Raw genomic sequence first — 16,016 nt, forward strand, 5'->3', positions numbered from 1 at the left:
AGAGCGTCCTGGTCCAGCCTGCGCGGCGAGCTGGCAAAGCCCGCCGCGCGAGTGCTCAGTTGGCCAATGCAAGATCGTCCAGCAAGGCGCGCAGGAAGCGCGCCGCCTCACCGCCGGTGGCGGCGCGGTGATCGAAGGTCAGCGACAACGGGATCACTTTGTGGGTTTCCACGCCGCCCATCACCGGGGTGAGCTGGTAGCGCGCACGGCCGGCAGCCACGATCGCCACGCAGGGCGGCACTACCACAGGTGTGGCATAGCGGCCGGCGAACATGCCGAAGTTGGACAGCGAGATGGTGTAGCCGCTCAATTCCGATGCGGCAATGCTGCGGTTTTCCACCTGCTGGCGCAGCCGGTTGACGCTTTCGCGGATGCCGTGCGCGTCCAGCATGTCGGCGTTGCGCAACGCCGGCACGAACAGGCCTTCTTCGGTATCCACGGCAATGCCGATATCGATCTGGTTGTGCAGGGTGCGGCTGAGTGCGTCGCCGTCGAACCAGGCATTGAGTGCGGGCACCGCCTGGCAGGCGCGCACGATGCCGCGCACCAGACGCACGGTGACATCGTTGCCCGGTTGCCAGGCGTGCAGATCGGCATCGTCGTTGAGTGTGGTCGGCACCACCTTGGTATGCGCGTCGGCCATGACGCGCGCCATGTTGCGGCGCACGCCCTTGAGTTGCTCGGGTTGGCCCTTGACGACCGTGCCGGGCGATTGCGTGCGCATCGGCTTGCCGCTGGCCGAGAGCGTGGAGCGCGGTTGTTCGGTGGTGCGGGCCGCGGCGCTTGCCGGTGCGGGCGATGCCGACGTGCCACGCGCAGCTACGCTTTGCCCATGGTCGCCTGCAAGCCCGGCCGCTGTAGCGCCGCTGGCCGGCGCCATCACTGCGCTGCGGACAGCCTGCGCGGTGCCTGCCGCGGCTGCCTGCTTCACGTCTGCCAATGTCACTGTGCCCTCCGGGCCGGTGGCACGCACCTGCGCCAGGTCCACGCGCAGCTTGCGTGCTAGCGCGCGCACCACCGGCATGGCGCGCACGCCGCCGACGGCGATGGCCTGTTCGCTCTGCACGGCGTTGGAGCTCTGCATTGCGCCGACCACGGTGCCGGCATCATCGCGATCGCTGCTGCTATTGCCATTGCTATCTGCAGCATCGGCATCGGCAATCTCTCCGCCGTTGTCCGAAGCCACCACGCGCGTGGTGTGCCCTGCGGCGCTGTCGCCGGTACTCGGCGTGGGTGAGTGCGTCGGCGCCGGGCCGTGCGAATGGCCGGTGTCTTGCCCGTCGGCACGCTGCGGCTGCGAGGCGTCCAGCGCGAACTGCGCCAGCATGGAGCCGGTCACGATCACATCGCCAGCGGCGCCGGCGAGCTTGACCACGGTGCCCGAAAACGGCGAGGGCACCTCGACCACCGCCTTGGCGGTTTCCATCGACACCAGCGGGTCGTCCAGGCGCACGGTGTCGCCCTCTTTGACGAACCATTCAACGATGGTGGCATCGGGCAGGCCTTCGCCCAAGTCAGGCAGGTGGAAATTCTTGTTGTCGCTCATGGCAAATTCTCTTGCGCGGCAGGCAGCTGCGGCGTGGTGTCGTCGAGGAGTTCAAGGTCGGCAGCCGGTAGCCAGCCCTGTGTGCCATCGGCACGCTCGGACCACCACCAACCACCGTGTTCGTGATGCAGCAACACGTCCTCGCCTGCCTGGGCATCGAGTTCGCGTGCGTCGTAATCGCGCAGGGTTTCGGCCCGGCCGTCGCCCAGTGGGCGCAGCCAGGCCAGCGGCGCCCAGCCGGCACGGCCACCATCGCTGGTGACCCAGGCAAACGCCGGCCATTCTTCGTCGCGCACGCCCAGGCTGACCTGCTGGCCTGCCTGGAAGCGGACCGGGTTGGCGTAGGCAGCGCGATGTTCGCAAAGCAGGCGGGCGCGCATGTCAGCCGGCTGCCACCGCGCGACGTGCCGCGGTCACGATCCGCTCCACGCTGGGCAAGTACTTCATTTCCAGCCGGAACAGCGGGATATGCGTGTCGTAACCGGTGACGCGTTCGACCGGCGCCACCAAGTCGTACATCGAATTTTCGGCCAGGCGCGCCGCAATTTCTGCACCGAAACCGGCAGTGCGCGGGGCTTCCTGCACGATCACGCAGCGGCCGGTTTTCGCAACCGATTCGGCAATGGTGTCGAAGTCCAGCGGGCGCAGCGTGGCCACGTCGATGACTTCGGCACTGATGCCTTCGCCGGCAAGTTTGTCGGCCGCTTCCAGCGCTTCTTTGACCTGCGCGCCCCAGGTGACCAGGGTGACGTCGGTACCGTCGCGCAGCACGAAGCACACATCCAGCGGCAGCGCTTCGCCGTCGTTGGCCACCACTTCCTTGTACTGGCGATAGATGCGCTTGGGCTCCATGTAAATCACCGGATCCGGGTCGCGGATCGCCGCCAGCAACAGACCGTACGCGCGCTGCGGCGAGGATGGCAGCACCACGCGCAGGCCCGGTACGTTCGTGAAGATGGCTTCGTTGGCTTCGCTGTGATGTTCCGGCGCGCGGATACCGCCGCCCCAGGGCACGCGTAGCACCATCGGGCAATGCAGGCGGCCACGGGTGCGGTGACGCAGGCGCGCGGCGTGGCAGATCAGATGATCGACCATGGGATACACGAAGCCGTCGAACTGCGCCTCGGCCACCGGCTTCATGCCTTGCGCGGCTAGGCCAACGCTCAGGCCTGCGATAGTGGTTTCGTCCAGTGGCGTGTCCAGCACGCGTTCACTGCCGAAGCGTTGCTGCAGGCCGGCGGTGGCGCGAAATACGCCGCCGTTGACGCCGACATCCTCGCCCAGCAGCAGCACCGCGGGGTCGTGTTCCAGCTCCCAGGCCAGCGCCTGGGTGATGGCTTCGATCAGGGTGATGGGCGAACTCATGGCGATCTCTCCGCGCGTTGCCGCGGCGTTGTAAGGGGCACCGGCGTGCTGCTGCGACGTGTCTGCGGGCACATGCTTGAGCTCATCCATGATGCGACTCCAGCGCCATCACTTCGGCGCGCTGTGCCAGCAACTCGGCCGGCGGGTCGCCGTAGAGGTAATCGAACATCGCTTCGACCGGCTGTACCGGCGTGTTGAGATAGGCGTTGACCTCTTCGTCCACGCGCGCGCTGCATTCGGCTTTCCAGGCGTCTTCCTGCGCCTGGTCCCACAGACCTTGCGCAGTGAGATAACGGCGTAGGCGCAGCAACGGTTCGCGTGCCCAACCCTGTTTGACCTCTTCTTCGCCGCGATAACGCCGCGCATCGTCGGCGGTGGTGTGGTCGGACAGGCGATAGGTCAGGAATTCGATCACCGTGCCGCCATCGCCGGCCAGCGCACGCACGCGCGCCTGACGCATCGCTTCGAGCACGGCCACCAGGTCGTTGCCGTCCACCTGCAGGCAGTGCAGGCCGCCGGCCAGGCCCTTCTGCGCGAGCGTCTGCGCGCCGGTCTGCGCCGAGCGCGGCACCGAGATCGCCCAGCCGTTATTGATCACGCACAGGATCAGCGGCAGCTTGTAGGCGCCGGCCGAATTGAGCGCCGCATAAAAGTCGGTCTTGGAGCTGCCACCGTCGCCACAGCAGGCCACCGCAACCTGCGGTTTGCGCTGCAGCTTGAACGACAGCGCCGCGCCGGCGGCATGCAGGCATTGGGTGGAAATCGGCACACAGATCGGGAAGTCGATCGCCGCATCGGCATCGCGCGGATAGTCGCTGCCGCGCTCGTCGCCGCCCCAGTACAGCAGCACATCGCGCGGGCGCACACCGCGTTCGAACATGGTGCCGTACTCGCGATAGCTGGGCGCGAACACATCGCCGCTGCGCATCGAGGCGCCGATCCCCACATGCGTGGCCTCGTGGCCGATGCAGGCCGCGTAGGTGCCCAGCTTGCCGGTGCGCTGCAGGGCCACCGATTTGGTGTCGAAGGTGCGCACGAACAACATGCGCTTGAACAGGGCGAGCAGCTGTTGCGGATTGGCGGCGTCGGCCGGAAGGTCGTCGCGGACCCATTGGCCGTCCGCGTCCATGTAGTGCAGATAGTCGATCTGGAACTGCGCGGCTACGCTCATTGCGACGACACCTTCATCAAGAAGTTTCAAATGATATGAGTTGCCATGTTAAGGACGGCGAAGCAAAACGCTTTCCTGCACCGCAGCAGACCAGCATGCTGGCTTGCACAAAAAAAGGGCGCGGACCAGGCCGCACCCTTTGGCGCAGTTGAGAACTGCAACGTGTTGCACTGCGATTAGCGGCGCCCGTCACCTCCGCCGATCGGGGTGACGATCAGCGCAGTGTTGTCGGCCGGATTGGCATCTTGCGAACTGGCGGTGGCAGTGGCCTGCACCCGCACCGCGCCTTCGGCCGGGATGGGCTTGGCCGTCACGGTCAGCTGGAAGGCTGCCTGCGCGCCGGGCAGCAGCACCGCCGCCGCGCTGCACACGAAGCGGGCACTGCGCAGCGACTGTGCCTGCTTGTCGCAGATCCACCCTTGCGGCGGTACCAGCTGCGACAACGCCGACACCGTGTTGCCTTCGATCACCAGGCTGGGACGCTGCGCCGGCGCCGCGCCGACATTGCTCAACAACACGCGGTAGGTGGCATTGAAAGCGGTGGTCGGCAAGCTGCTTGGGCCGTCGAAACGCACGGCTAGGTCGCTGCGGGGTTGCGGACGTGCCTGTACCACGACTGTGGCGGTGTCGGCGTTGTTGCCAGGTTGCGGATCGGGCGATTGCGAGGCGACCGACCCGGCCAGCATCAGGGTGCGTCCTGCCAGTTCCGGGCTGGCATCGAGGTGCACCGCAAAGCTCTGCATGGCGCCGGGGTTCATCGCGGGCAGATTGCAGGTAAATGTAGTTTGCGTGGCATTGGTCTGGTTCTGGCAGATCCAACCCGTCGGCGCTGTGATACGCGCCTGCACCGGTAGGTCGAACACCAGCGCCAGCGCTGTGAACGGTGCCCGATCCGGCCCACGGTTCTCCACATCCACGGTGTAGTCGATGCGCTCGCCTTCGGTGACTTGCGCACGTGCAGCAGTCACCGCCACACCCAGGTCCGCGTTGACCTGCTTGCTCATGCGCAACAGCACCACGGTGGGATCGTGATCGGACAACCGCGTCGGCGTATTGGCATCGTTGCGCGCGGTGCCCGGGAAGTCGGCATTGATGCGTGCGTGGCCGACCGACAACGAGGCGATCTGCGGCGAGCGCATCAGCGCCTCGTTGGCCAGGATGTGATCCAGCGACTGCACGTTGCCGTCGAACGCGTACGAGTAGCTCTGGTCGGGCGTGTTGAACCAGGTCAGGTCGGTGTAATCCGGGTTGACCAGATCGGCACCATCGCCGCCCACCACGGTCTGCGCATCCGGCGCCGGTTTGCCGGTGACCGTGCCCATCGCATCCACATAGCCATCGTTGAACTCGAAGGCGTTGAAGTCGCCCATCACCAGCACTTTTTCGTCAGGGTTCAATTGCTGACGCGTCTGCAGCAGGCGCGCAAGATACTCGGCCTGCGCCTGACGTTTGGCGCGGATGCGGGTGCCGGCGGCATCGTCGGTCTCGGCGCCATTGAGCGAACGCTGATGCACCACGATGGCGGTCAACGGCAGCGTGCGGCCATCGACCTGATGCACGTTGGCGGTGAGCACCAGCGGCGGGCGGTCGTTAAGCAGGCTCACACCGCCTGCCGGCTCGGTCCAGGTCGTGGTCTTGCCTTCCTGGGCGATCGAGAGCACGTCCACCCGCGGCACGCCGCCGGCGGTGTCTGCGGTCTTGACCAGGAAACCGACGTCGATGCCGCCCACGTCATTGCCTTCCTGCAGGTACGCCACGTACTTGGGATCCTGCTGGCCGGCGGACACCGCATCGGCGTTGACGCGTGCGGCCAGGGTCTGCAGCACGCTGAGGTTTTCCACTTCCACCGTGCCCAAGATATCGGGCATGTGCAGGTAATTGCGGATCGCCAGCGAGGCCTTGTTGAGGCGGGCCTGGAAGGCGGCCGGCGTGAGCACCGGTTCGCCGATGGCCGGGTCGTTCTGGTCGTCGAAGAAGCGCTCCATGTTGTAGGTCGCCACGGCCACATCGTCTGCCTGCGGCATCGGTGCGGGGCGTGGTTGGTCGGCACCGTTGCAGCTCACCTGCGGGGTACGTTCCGGATACAGCGTGTAGCGGCGGAAGCTGTAATCCAGCGGGCCGACCACGTTGAGCACCATGCAGCCGGAGGCCAGATCCAGCCGCTCAGCGCCGACGCCGGCACTGCCGACCGCGATCACTTCGGGGTTGGTATTCCAGCGCGGCACTCCGGCAGGTGAGCCGGCCGGCAGCGGGTCGGGCAACTGCACGCCCGGCTCGCGGTAGGCGCGCGGCACGCCGGTGACCACGGCATGGAACACCCCATTGCTGGTCGCCGTGGCATTGGTCTCGTTGACGCTGCCACCGGTGGGTGCATTGACGGTGAGGCTGGCGGCGGCCACGCGCATGCCTTCCAGCGCTTCGAGCTGATCGAAGGCGCCGTTAGGGTTGGGGAAGTTCGCGCTCAACGCCACCGGCATCGGCAAGGGGTTGCCGGTGGAATCCAGCAGCACGGTGACGCTGCCGCCGATCTCGGTCAGCGGCGGCTGGGCCGGGTCGGCGGTGGGCACGTATTCGATCACCGTGCCCTGCACGCGCACCCGATTGCCGATGGCGGCCGCGTCCGGCGGTGCGTTGCCGGTGTAGACGTACACGCCTTCGGAGGTGGACGGGTCGGCATCTGCTTCGGTATCCGGCGCCTGCAGGAAGAACCCGGCGCTGCGGCGTGCCGTCACGATGCCGGAGGTGGCCACTGCCTGGCCTTCCAGCGGCGAACGTGCGCCCTTGCCCTGGATGGCGTGGATCGGCAACAGGCTGAAGTCGTCGTTGAGGAGGGTGCCGGTAGCACTCAGCGTGGCCGGCAACGCGCCGGTCACGCCGCTGATCTGCAGGCGGAAGCTTTCATCCGGCTCAGGCGTGGTGTCGCCCAGGACATCGACGGAAATGGTGGCGCTGCGTTCGCCAGCGGCGATGCGCAGGGTGGTGGCTGGCAGGGCAATGTAGTCGCTGCCGGCGGTGGCGGTGCCATCGCCGGTGGCGGCGGTGAAGCTCACCCCGCCCGCACCGGCCGGCTGGCTCAGGATGAGCGTGAACACGTAGCTGCGGCTGCCGGTATCGCCTTCGGCCTGGCTGACATCGGCCAACGTGGCAATCGGCTGGCCGCCGCCGCTGCACAGGCGCGCGGCACTGGCGGCATTGCGTGGGGCCGGCGCGCCGGTCGCAAAATCGGCTGCGTTATTGTCTGTATCGGTGCACCCTTCGTTGCCGCGCAGCACCGCCAGCGTGTTGCTGGGGGCGGGCGTGGGCGCGTTGCCCTCGGCGCAGCTGGCCGTGCTGCCGTAGCCGACCAGGTCGGCATTGCCGGTGGGGCAGGTGCCGCTCAGCGCGCCCGCCGTGGTGCTCAGCGCCACCTTGCCGGCGGTGCCACTCATGGCCAGCGTGCCGATGGCATCGGGCGTGGGCAGCGCAACGCTGCCGCCGCTGCCATCGGCCTGCTTGATCAAGTAATAACCGCCGGCCGGAACAGTGCCCGCCAACGGGGTGACCTGCCAGCTGCTGCCGGCGGCCGAGGCGTACTGCACCGACCAGCCGTCCAGGCCGACCGAGGTGCTGCCGATGTTGTGCAGCTCGATGAAATCGCTGCGGAAGGTGGCGCCGCTATTGCCGCCACCGCCGTAGACCTGGCTGATGACGACTTGGGCATTGGCGTGGCCGGCCACGGCCAGCGCACACAAAAATACGGCTGCACGACGCTGCAACACATGCATGAGATAAGAGTCCCCCGGATCCCTGAGACGTGAAACGCTCCCCTGGTCCGGCCACGTCCCTGGCCGGCAGCGCCGTTCGATTCTGCATGAATTTGCAGACCGTGGTTGACGATACGGTGACAGCGGTGCAGCAGCTGCGACTAGGCCGGGCGCGTGCAAGTTGGTTCAAAGGTGAAAAGAAGCGGGCTCGAGGCCGAGGCATGGAGGTGCGACTGGTGTGGATGGGCGTTCTGCAAGGCACTGCGCAAGGATCGCTGGCCCAATCCCTCAGGAACGCCTCCGGGACTGCAAGCAGCCAGCCAACCCGGGCCATGGCCGAATGCCATCCGCCATCCGCCATCCGCCATCCGCCATCCGCCATCCGCCATCCGCCATCCGCTAATCCCGAATCCCGAATCCCGAATCCCGAATCCCGAATCCCGAATCCCGAATCCCGATTCCCGATTCCCGATTCCCGATTCCCAATTCCCAATTCCCGATTCCCGATTCCCGATTCCCAATTCCCGATTCCCAATTCCCAATTCCCAATTCCCAATTCCCAATTCCCAATTCCCAATTCCCAATTCCCAATTCCCAATTCCCAATTCCCAATTCCCAATTCCGCAGCGGCTGCCAAGCCGCCGCCAGCGCGCTACCCTGCGTGCCCGATCTTCAGCGCTCCGCCATGCCCGTCGACAAGAATCTGCGTGACCTGGAACCTGGCATCCACACCGACCTGGAGGGGCGGCTGACCTACGGCGGCTATCTGCGGCTGGACCAGTTGCTGTCTGCGCAGCAGCCGCTGTCCGAGCCGGCCCATCACGACGAAATGCTGTTCATCATCCAGCACCAGACCTCGGAGCTGTGGCTGAAGCTGCTGGCGCACGAGCTGCGCGCGGCGATGGTGCATTTGCAAAACGATCAGGTCTGGCAATGCCGCAAGGTGTTGGCGCGCAGCAAACAGGTGCTGCGCCAGCTCACCGAACAGTGGTCGGTGCTGGAGACGCTCACCCCCAGCGAGTACATGGGCTTTCGCGATGTGCTGGGGCCTTCGTCGGGCTTTCAATCGCTGCAATACCGCTACATCGAGTTTCTGCTCGGCAACAAGAACCCGCAGGTGCTGCAGGTGTTCGCGTACGACCCGCCGGGCCAGGCGCGGCTGCGCGAAGTGCTTGAAGCACCCAGTCTGTATGAAGAATTCCTGCGCTATCTGGCGCGCTTCGGGCACGCAATTCCCCAGCAATATCATGCCCGTGACTGGACCGCCGCCCATGTGGCCGACGACAGCCTGCGGCCGGTGTTCGAGCGCATCTACGAAAACACCGACCGCTACTGGCGCGAGTACGTGCTGTGCGAGGATCTGGTGGATGTGGAAACCCAGTTCCAGCTGTGGCGGTTCCGCCACATGCGCACGGTGATGCGGGTGATCGGCTTCAAGCGCGGCACCGGCGGCTCCAGCGGCGTCGGCTTTCTGCAGCAGGCGTTGGCGCTGACATTCTTCCCGGAACTGTTCGACGTGCGCACCTCGGTGGGCGTGGACAGCCGCCCAGTGCAGGGCGGGGCGTACGCCGGGAACGGCTGAGTAAGGCCAGACGTCAAGCGGGCGACAAGCTGAGCACGGGGATAAGCAGAGCAGGGCGACAACCCGCGCAGGGAAAAAGCTGAGCAATGCAAACGCTGAGCAATCAGCAGCCGCAGCGCACTCAAGCGCCTTCCCCTCAGGGCGAGAAAGCGCGGCCTGCGCGCTACTGGCGCGCGTGCCTAGGAGCGCCCGCGCCGCGAGCGCGGGCCGGGGCGGAGCAGGGATCGATGCATGGCAGCAGCATTGATCGTTTCACTTTGCCGGCGCGTGGCGACGCGTTTGTGATCGCTGGCGCTGCCAGCTTTCCGACGCGCCCCTCATCCGCCCTTCGGGCACCTTCTCCCCCATGAAGGAGGACAATGTCCCAATGGGAGAAGGCAAGGCGCGGCGGCGGTAGGGGTTAAGGGCGATTGCCAGTGCTGACGCAGGCGCCTCGGGACCATCCTAGGCCCTGGAAACGATCTCGCACACGCCGGTGGGGATACCCAACACACCCACCAAACCCGCCCATTCCACCCTCCGCCATCAGGTCGCCGACTCCGGCGAATTTGACGCGTACATGACGTCTAAGTGATCCTCGCGCGTTGCCCGGGCTCGCTCCGGTGCACCCAGCCATCACTGAATACGCAAGGGACTTCTATGAGCGTTGACGCGACTGCGCCGACATCCGCCTCCAATCCGCCGCCGCCCGAGTTCCCCACGTTGCTCGGCCATCCCCGGCCGCTGTGGTTGCTGTTCATGACCGAATTCTGGGAACGCTTTGCGTTCTACGGCATTCGCTGGGCGCTGGTGTTGTACATCGTTGCGCAGTTCTTCAACGGCGATGCCACCGGCCAGGCGCCGGCGGGGCGGACCTACGGCGCCTACCTGGCGCTGGTGTATGCGGCGGCGATCTTCGGCGGCTACGTGGCCGACCGTGTGCTCGGTTACCAGCGCTCGATCCTGGTCGGCGCGGCCGTCATGGCGACCGGTCTGTTTCTGATCGCCATTCCCGACCACACCATGTTCGAGATCGGCCTGGCCACCGTGGTGGTCGGCAACGGGCTGTTCAAGCCGAACATCTCCACCATGGTCGGCAAGCTGTATTCGGTGGCCGATCCACGCCGCGACAGCGGGTTCACCATCTTCTACATGGGTATCAACCTGGGCGCGATGATCTCGCCGGTGCTGACCCAGCTGCTGGCCGAAAAGGTGTTCGGCACCGAAGCCATGCCGTCCTACAAAATGGTGTTCATGGCCTCCGGCGTGGGCATGCTGATCAGCCTGGTGTGGTTCTGGTTCGGCCGCGTCCAGCTCAAGGGCATCGGCGCCCCGGCGCCGGACGCGCAGGGCGTGGGCCGTGTGCTGATGGTGCTAGTGGGCTGCCTGCTGGCGATTCCGGGCGTGTACTTCCTGCTCGCGGTCGGTGCGGACGTGTTGCAGATCGTGCTGACGGTGCTGTTCATCGGCCTGTCGGTGATGCTGCTGGTGGAAGGCATCCGCGAAGGCAAGGTACAGCGCGACAAGGTGATTGCGATGCTGATCATCTTCGCATTCAACGTGCTGTTCTGGATGTTCTTCGAACAGGCCGGCAGCTCGTTCACCTTCCTGGCCGACAACATCGTCAACCGCAACTTCGGCAGCTGGACCTTCCCCACCGCGTGGTTCCAGTCGGTGAACTCCATCGCCATCATTGCGCTGGCCCCGGTCATCGCCTGGATCTGGGTCAGGTCCGGCCGCTTCAATCCGTCGATCCCGCGCAAGTTCGGCCTGGGCCTGCTGTTCAACGGCCTGGCGTTCCTGCTGCTGATGTTTGCGTTGTCCAGCCTGGTCAACGACGCCGGCAAGATCCCGTTCTGGACCTTGTTCATGGTCTACGTCATCCAGTCGATCGGCGAGCTGTGCCTGTCGCCGATCGGCCTGTCGATGGTGACCAAGCTGGCCCCGGTACGCCTGGTCGGTTTCGGCATGGGTGGCTGGTTCCTGTCCACCGGCATCGGCAACAACCTGTCGGGCATTTTCGCAGGTCATGTCAGCGGGAACGAAGGCATGAGTGTGTCCTCGGCGCTGGGCGGATATACCTTCGGGTTCTGGGCGCTGATGGGCGCCGGCGCGTTGCTGTTCCTGATCGCGCCGCTGATCAATAAATTGATGCATGGTGTGAAGTGAGGAGAACAGCGATGCCGATCAAACCCCTTGTCTGTGGCTTATTGCTGACGGGTCTGTTGAGCGCCTGCGGGCAGACCAGCAGCCCGCAGGAAGCGCCAAAGCCGTTGGATACGTCGATGCAGAAGCCGCCCAGCGCCGATCCCAGCCAACCGGTGTCCTCGGGCAATACGCCGACCGCTGCAGATATCGCCGCAGCCGCCGCGCTCAATGCGCAATACGACCCCTCGCGCGATCCGGCCGCCGATCTGGAGACGGCCAAGGTCGAAGCCAAGCGTGGCGGCAAGCGCATCGTGCTCAATGTCGGCAATGCGGCTTGCGAGCCCTGCAAGGCGCTGGATGAGCTGATGGGCGGCGACGCCGAACTACGCAGCTTCCGCGACGCGCACTTCGTGGTGGTCAAGGTCAACCGCGATGCGGCCAACGAAAACGCTGCGTTCCTGTCGGCGTTCTCACAGCTCAACGACTCTCCCTCGCTGCTGGTGCTGGATAACGACGGCAAGCTGCTGACCACCCAGTCTGGCCCGGAGCTGCGCAAGGGCGAGGGCTTCGACCGCAAGAAGCTGTTCGACTTCCTCAAGCAGTGGGCGCCGCCGCAGGCCTGAGGTCTTGGATGCGTCAAACACAAAACCCCCGCAGCAGTGCGGGGGTTTTGTGTTTGCATCGTGCCGATGTGGATCGGCTGGCGTGCGCACGGTGAGTCTGCGTCGCGCTGCGTGCTGCACCACCTGATGATGCAGCGTCGGCGACAGCAGCACGCCACTGCATGGGAGGTACTGTGGCCATGCGCGGCGTGCCAACAGCGAAGAGCAGCGATCCAACCTCCGGTCGCAATCTGTAGGAGCCGCCATACACAGTTCTGCGCGCGTCCAGCAGCGATGCGAGTACTGCACCAGCGTTGCCCGCTAGCACGGAACTGCAACTAAACCAGGTCCTGCGCAGCGCCACTTACTCCTTGCTGGCCATGCGCGGCAGCCCATCCTTGGCCAGCCGGTCGATCAGCTTTTCCAGGATTTGCTGTTCTTCCGCGCTGAACACCGACATCAGCCGTTGTTCCATCTCGTTGACCAGCGGCGCGACGGTCTCGTAGACCTGGCGCCCGGCCGGCGACAGCGCCAGCATCGAGCGGCGGCGATCATCGCCGTGGGTTTCGCGGCGGATGAAGCCGCGCTCCAGCAGGCGTGCCACGGCGCGGCTGACTGCCACCTTGTCCATCGCCGTGCGGTCGGAGACCTCACTGGCCGAAGATCCCGGGTATAGCGCCAGAATCGTGATCACCCGCCACTCGGGAATCGCCATGCCGTAACGATCGCCGTATACCTTGGCAATATTGCTGCTGATACGGTTGGACAGCACGCTCAGGCGATACGGCAGGAACTGCTCAAGGTTGAGCAGTACAGGATGTTGCGGCGGATGAGGGGCGTCGAGATCGCTCATGTTGCACTGTGTCTTGATTTTGGTTTCATTTGCAACTACAAACGGAGGGTGGCCTGCGCATTCTCGCGGGTCTTCTGCTAGTCCGCATAGCCCTGCGGCCCCCAAAGCGTGGAGAAACGACGATGAGCGCACAACGGAACACCACTGCAACCCGCCCGGATCCGGGCATGCAGGTCACCACCTTCGAGAATCCGATGGGCATCGACGGCTTCGAATTCGTCGAATTCGCCGCACCGGCCGGCCAGGCGGAGCAACTGCACGACTATTTCCGCAAGATGGGCTTCAGCGCGGTGCTGCGTCACCGCAGCCGCCCCATTACCGTCTATCGCCAGGGCGGGGTCAACTTCCTGCTCAACGAAGACCCCGATTCGTTCGCTGCCGACTTCGCCGCTGCGCATGGTCCTTGCGCCTGTGGCTTTGCGATCCGCTTCCGCACCCCGGCAGAGACCGTGCTGCAGACCGTGCTGGGCAACGGCGGCGAAGCGGTGCAGGACAAGGCCGATACGCGCGCCGTGCCGGCACCGGTGGTCAAGGGCATCGGCGACTGCATGCTGTATCTGGTGGACCGTTACGGCGACGCCGGCAGCATCTACGACGGCGATTTCGAGCCGATCGAAGGTGCCGACCAGCATCCGACCGGCTTCGGGCTGACCTTCATCGACCACCTCACCCACAACCTGTATTTCGGCAACATGCAACGCTGGTCGGATTACTACGAGCGCCTGTTCAACTTCCGCGAGATCCGCTACTTCGACATCAAGGGCGCCAAAACCGGCCTGGTGTCCAAGGCGATGACGGCGCCGGATGGCATCGTGCGGATTCCGCTCAACGAATCGTCCGACCCCAAGAGCCAGATCAACGAGTATCTGGACGCGTACCAGGGCGAAGGCATCCAGCACATCGCCTGCTTCACCGACGACATCTACACCAGCGTGGAAAAAATGCGCGCCGCCGGCGTGAGCTTTCTGGACACGCCGGACACGTATTTCGACGTGGTGGATCTGCGCATCCCCGACCACGGCGAAGATGTCCAACGCCTGCGCCGCAACAAAATCCTGATCGACGCCGACCCGGATACCAAACAGCGCAAGCTGCTGCAGATCTTCACCACCAACTGCATCGGCCCGATCTTCTTCGAGATCATCCAGCGCAAGGGCAATGAAGGTTTTGGCGAAGGTAATTTCCAGGCGTTGTTTGAAAGCATCGAGCGCGATCAGATGAAGCGTGGGGTGCTTTGACGGCTGGGATAGGTGATTCGGGATTTGTGGCTGCTGCCACTAACTGCGCCGGTGCGGGTTTGGAGTGGTGCTCGTTGTGATGCCCAACGCCGCAGCTTGTTAAGTCAGGCGGAGCTTTGGTATGTATCAGGCCAATTACGCAGACAAGTCGCACGTATCAGGCAATCGCGCGCGTCTCAAGCACGCATGTGTCTGACAACACAGAGTGATGAAAACGCACGTTGCTGAAGCCCCTCTCCCGTCGGGAGAGGGGCTTCAGCACTGGTCGTCCTGTGCGATGGCAGGACCACAATTGAAGAGCCTATGTCCATGCATGACCAATCTAACTACATGACCGGCTTCGGTAACGAGTTTGCGACCGAGGCCGTGGCCGGTGCTCTACCGGTCGGGCAGAACTCGCCGCAGCGCGTGGCGCATGGGCTCTATGCAGAGCAGTTGTCCGGCACCGCGTTCACTGCGCCGCGTGGCGAGAATCGGCGTAGCTGGCTGTATCGCATCCGTCCGGCGGCCGTGCATGGCAGCTTCTCCCTGATCGAGCAGTCGCACTTCCACAACGACTTCGGTACCGGCCCGGTGCCGCCGGATCAGCTGCGCTGGAGCCCGCTGCCATTGCCGTCCGCGCCCACCGATTTCGTCGATGGTCTCTACACCATGGCCGGCAATGGTGGGCCGGAGGCGATGTCCGGCGTTGGCGTGCATCTGTATGCGGCCAACGCCTCCATGCAGGATCGCTTCTTCTATGACGCCGATGGCGAGCTGTTGCTGGTGCCGCAGCAGGGCCGGTTGCGTGTGCATACCGAACTTGGCGTGCTGGCGTTGGAGCCGCAGCAGATCGGTGTGATTCCGCGCGGGGTGCGCTTTCGCGTCGAGTTGCTGGATGGCACCGCGCGCGGTTACGTGTGCGAAAACTTCGGTGGCCTGCTGCGCCTGCCCGATCTAGGGCCGATCGGCTCGAATGGGTTGGCTAATCCGCGCGATTTCCAAACGCCGCATGCTGCGTTCGAGCAACGCGAAGACGCGTTCGAATTGGTCGCAAAGTTCCAAGGCCACCTCTGGCGTGCCGACATCGGCCATTCGCCATTGGATGTGGTCGCCTGGCACGGCAATTACGCACCCTATCGCTATGACCTGCGTCGCTTCAACACCATCGGCTCGATCAGTTTCGATCATCCCGATCCCAGCATCTTCACTGTGCTGACCTCACCCAGCGACACGCATGGCACTGCGAACATGGATTTTGCGATCTTCCCACCGCGTTGGCTGGTGGCGCAGCACACCTTCCGTCCGCCGTGGTTTCATCGCAACGTCGCCAGCGAATTCATGGGCCTGGTGCATGGCGTCTACGATGCCAAGGCCGAAGGCTTCGCGCCCGGTGGCGCCTCGTTGCATAACTGCATGAGCGGGCACGGCCCGGATGCGGCCACCTTCGACAAAGCCTCGCAGGCAGATCTCACGCGCTCGGAAGTGATCACTGAAACCATGGCTTTCATGTTCGAAACCCGCGCGGTATTACGCCCTGCGCAGCAGGCATTGAACGCCGCGCATCGGCAAGCCGATTACCAGCAGTGTTGGTCCAGATTGCGCGCGGCGTTTCAGCATCCACCAGCGGAAAACGCGACGTCGGTTTCACGGTAAACGGAGCGTAATACGCCCAGGCTTTCCCTAGGGAAACTCTGAACAACTCCCCTTGATCCTGCGACAATCACACAGACGCAACGGACAACGACGATGCAACTGACCTTCGGCGATGCGGAGTACAACGGCAAGCGCAAGCGGACGCGGCGTGAGG

The 16,016-nt window shown here is 64.8% G+C and carries 11 protein-coding genes; 5 read left to right on the top strand and 6 right to left on the bottom strand.

The window, feature by feature from the left end:
• Positions 1-55: 55 nt before the first annotated feature.
• The 5 genes from NX05_RS16095 to NX05_RS16115 form a co-directional block, all read right to left on the bottom strand.
• Positions 56-1,546 (bottom strand): dihydrolipoamide acetyltransferase family protein, encoded by a 1,491-nt coding sequence (locus tag NX05_RS16095; RefSeq protein WP_039433081.1) that lies wholly within the window; start codon positions 1,544-1,546, stop codon positions 56-58.
• Positions 1,543-1,926: an SH3 domain-containing protein gene (locus NX05_RS16100; protein WP_010367993.1), complete on the bottom strand. Its 384-nt coding sequence runs from the start codon at positions 1,924-1,926 to the stop codon at positions 1,543-1,545. The genes NX05_RS16095 and NX05_RS16100 overlap by 4 nt, the downstream gene beginning before the upstream one ends.
• A gap of 1 nt (position 1,927) precedes the next feature.
• Complete coding sequence (locus NX05_RS16105) at positions 1,928-3,001, bottom strand: alpha-ketoacid dehydrogenase subunit beta (protein WP_039433079.1); 1,074 nt, start codon at positions 2,999-3,001, stop codon at positions 1,928-1,930.
• Positions 2,994-4,082 carry a pyruvate dehydrogenase (acetyl-transferring) E1 component subunit alpha gene (gene pdhA, locus NX05_RS16110; protein ID WP_039433078.1) on the bottom strand — a complete coding sequence of 363 codons (1,089 nt, stop codon included), beginning with the start codon at positions 4,080-4,082 and terminating at the stop codon, positions 2,994-2,996. Before pdhA ends, NX05_RS16105 begins: the two co-directional genes overlap by 8 nt.
• Before the next feature lie 176 nt (positions 4,083-4,258).
• Positions 4,259-7,846, bottom strand: coding sequence for a lamin tail domain-containing protein (locus NX05_RS16115; RefSeq protein WP_039433077.1), 3,588 nt, complete (start codon positions 7,844-7,846; stop codon positions 4,259-4,261).
• Positions 7,847-8,510: 664 nt separating this feature from the next.
• Between NX05_RS16115 and NX05_RS16120 the strand changes: the two genes are divergently transcribed.
• The 3 genes from NX05_RS16120 to NX05_RS16130 all read left to right on the top strand — a co-directional run bounded on the left by NX05_RS16120 (position 8,511) and on the right by NX05_RS16130 (position 12,157).
• Positions 8,511-9,407 (top strand): tryptophan 2,3-dioxygenase, encoded by an 897-nt coding sequence (locus tag NX05_RS16120; protein ID WP_010382061.1) that lies wholly within the window; start codon positions 8,511-8,513, stop codon positions 9,405-9,407.
• A 639-nt stretch (positions 9,408-10,046) separates the two neighbouring features.
• Positions 10,047-11,555 carry a peptide MFS transporter gene (locus tag NX05_RS16125; protein WP_010382062.1) on the top strand — a complete coding sequence of 503 codons (1,509 nt, stop codon included), beginning with the start codon at positions 10,047-10,049 and terminating at the stop codon, positions 11,553-11,555.
• 11 nt (positions 11,556-11,566) lie between these two features.
• Positions 11,567-12,157: a thioredoxin family protein gene (locus NX05_RS16130; protein ID WP_010368007.1), complete on the top strand. Its 591-nt coding sequence runs from the start codon at positions 11,567-11,569 to the stop codon at positions 12,155-12,157.
• Positions 12,158-12,500: 343 nt separating this feature from the next.
• Here NX05_RS16130 and NX05_RS16135 read toward each other — a convergent pair whose 3' ends face one another.
• Positions 12,501-12,989, bottom strand: a complete 489-nt coding sequence (locus NX05_RS16135; RefSeq protein ID WP_010368009.1) for a MarR family winged helix-turn-helix transcriptional regulator — start codon at positions 12,987-12,989, stop codon at positions 12,501-12,503.
• A gap of 122 nt (positions 12,990-13,111) precedes the next feature.
• Between NX05_RS16135 and hppD the strand changes: the two genes are divergently transcribed.
• Both hppD and hmgA read left to right on the top strand, forming a co-directional pair.
• Complete coding sequence (gene hppD, locus NX05_RS16140) at positions 13,112-14,227, top strand: 4-hydroxyphenylpyruvate dioxygenase (protein ID WP_039433076.1); 1,116 nt, start codon at positions 13,112-13,114, stop codon at positions 14,225-14,227.
• Between the two features lie 309 nt (positions 14,228-14,536).
• Positions 14,537-15,862, top strand: a complete 1,326-nt coding sequence (hmgA, locus tag NX05_RS16145; RefSeq protein WP_039433151.1) for a homogentisate 1,2-dioxygenase — start codon at positions 14,537-14,539, stop codon at positions 15,860-15,862.
• The last annotated feature ends 154 nt before the right edge of the window (positions 15,863-16,016 follow it).

The sequence above is a fragment of the Xanthomonas vasicola genome (assembly GCF_000772705.2).
GTDB lineage: Bacteria > Pseudomonadota > Gammaproteobacteria > Xanthomonadales > Xanthomonadaceae > Xanthomonas > Xanthomonas vasicola.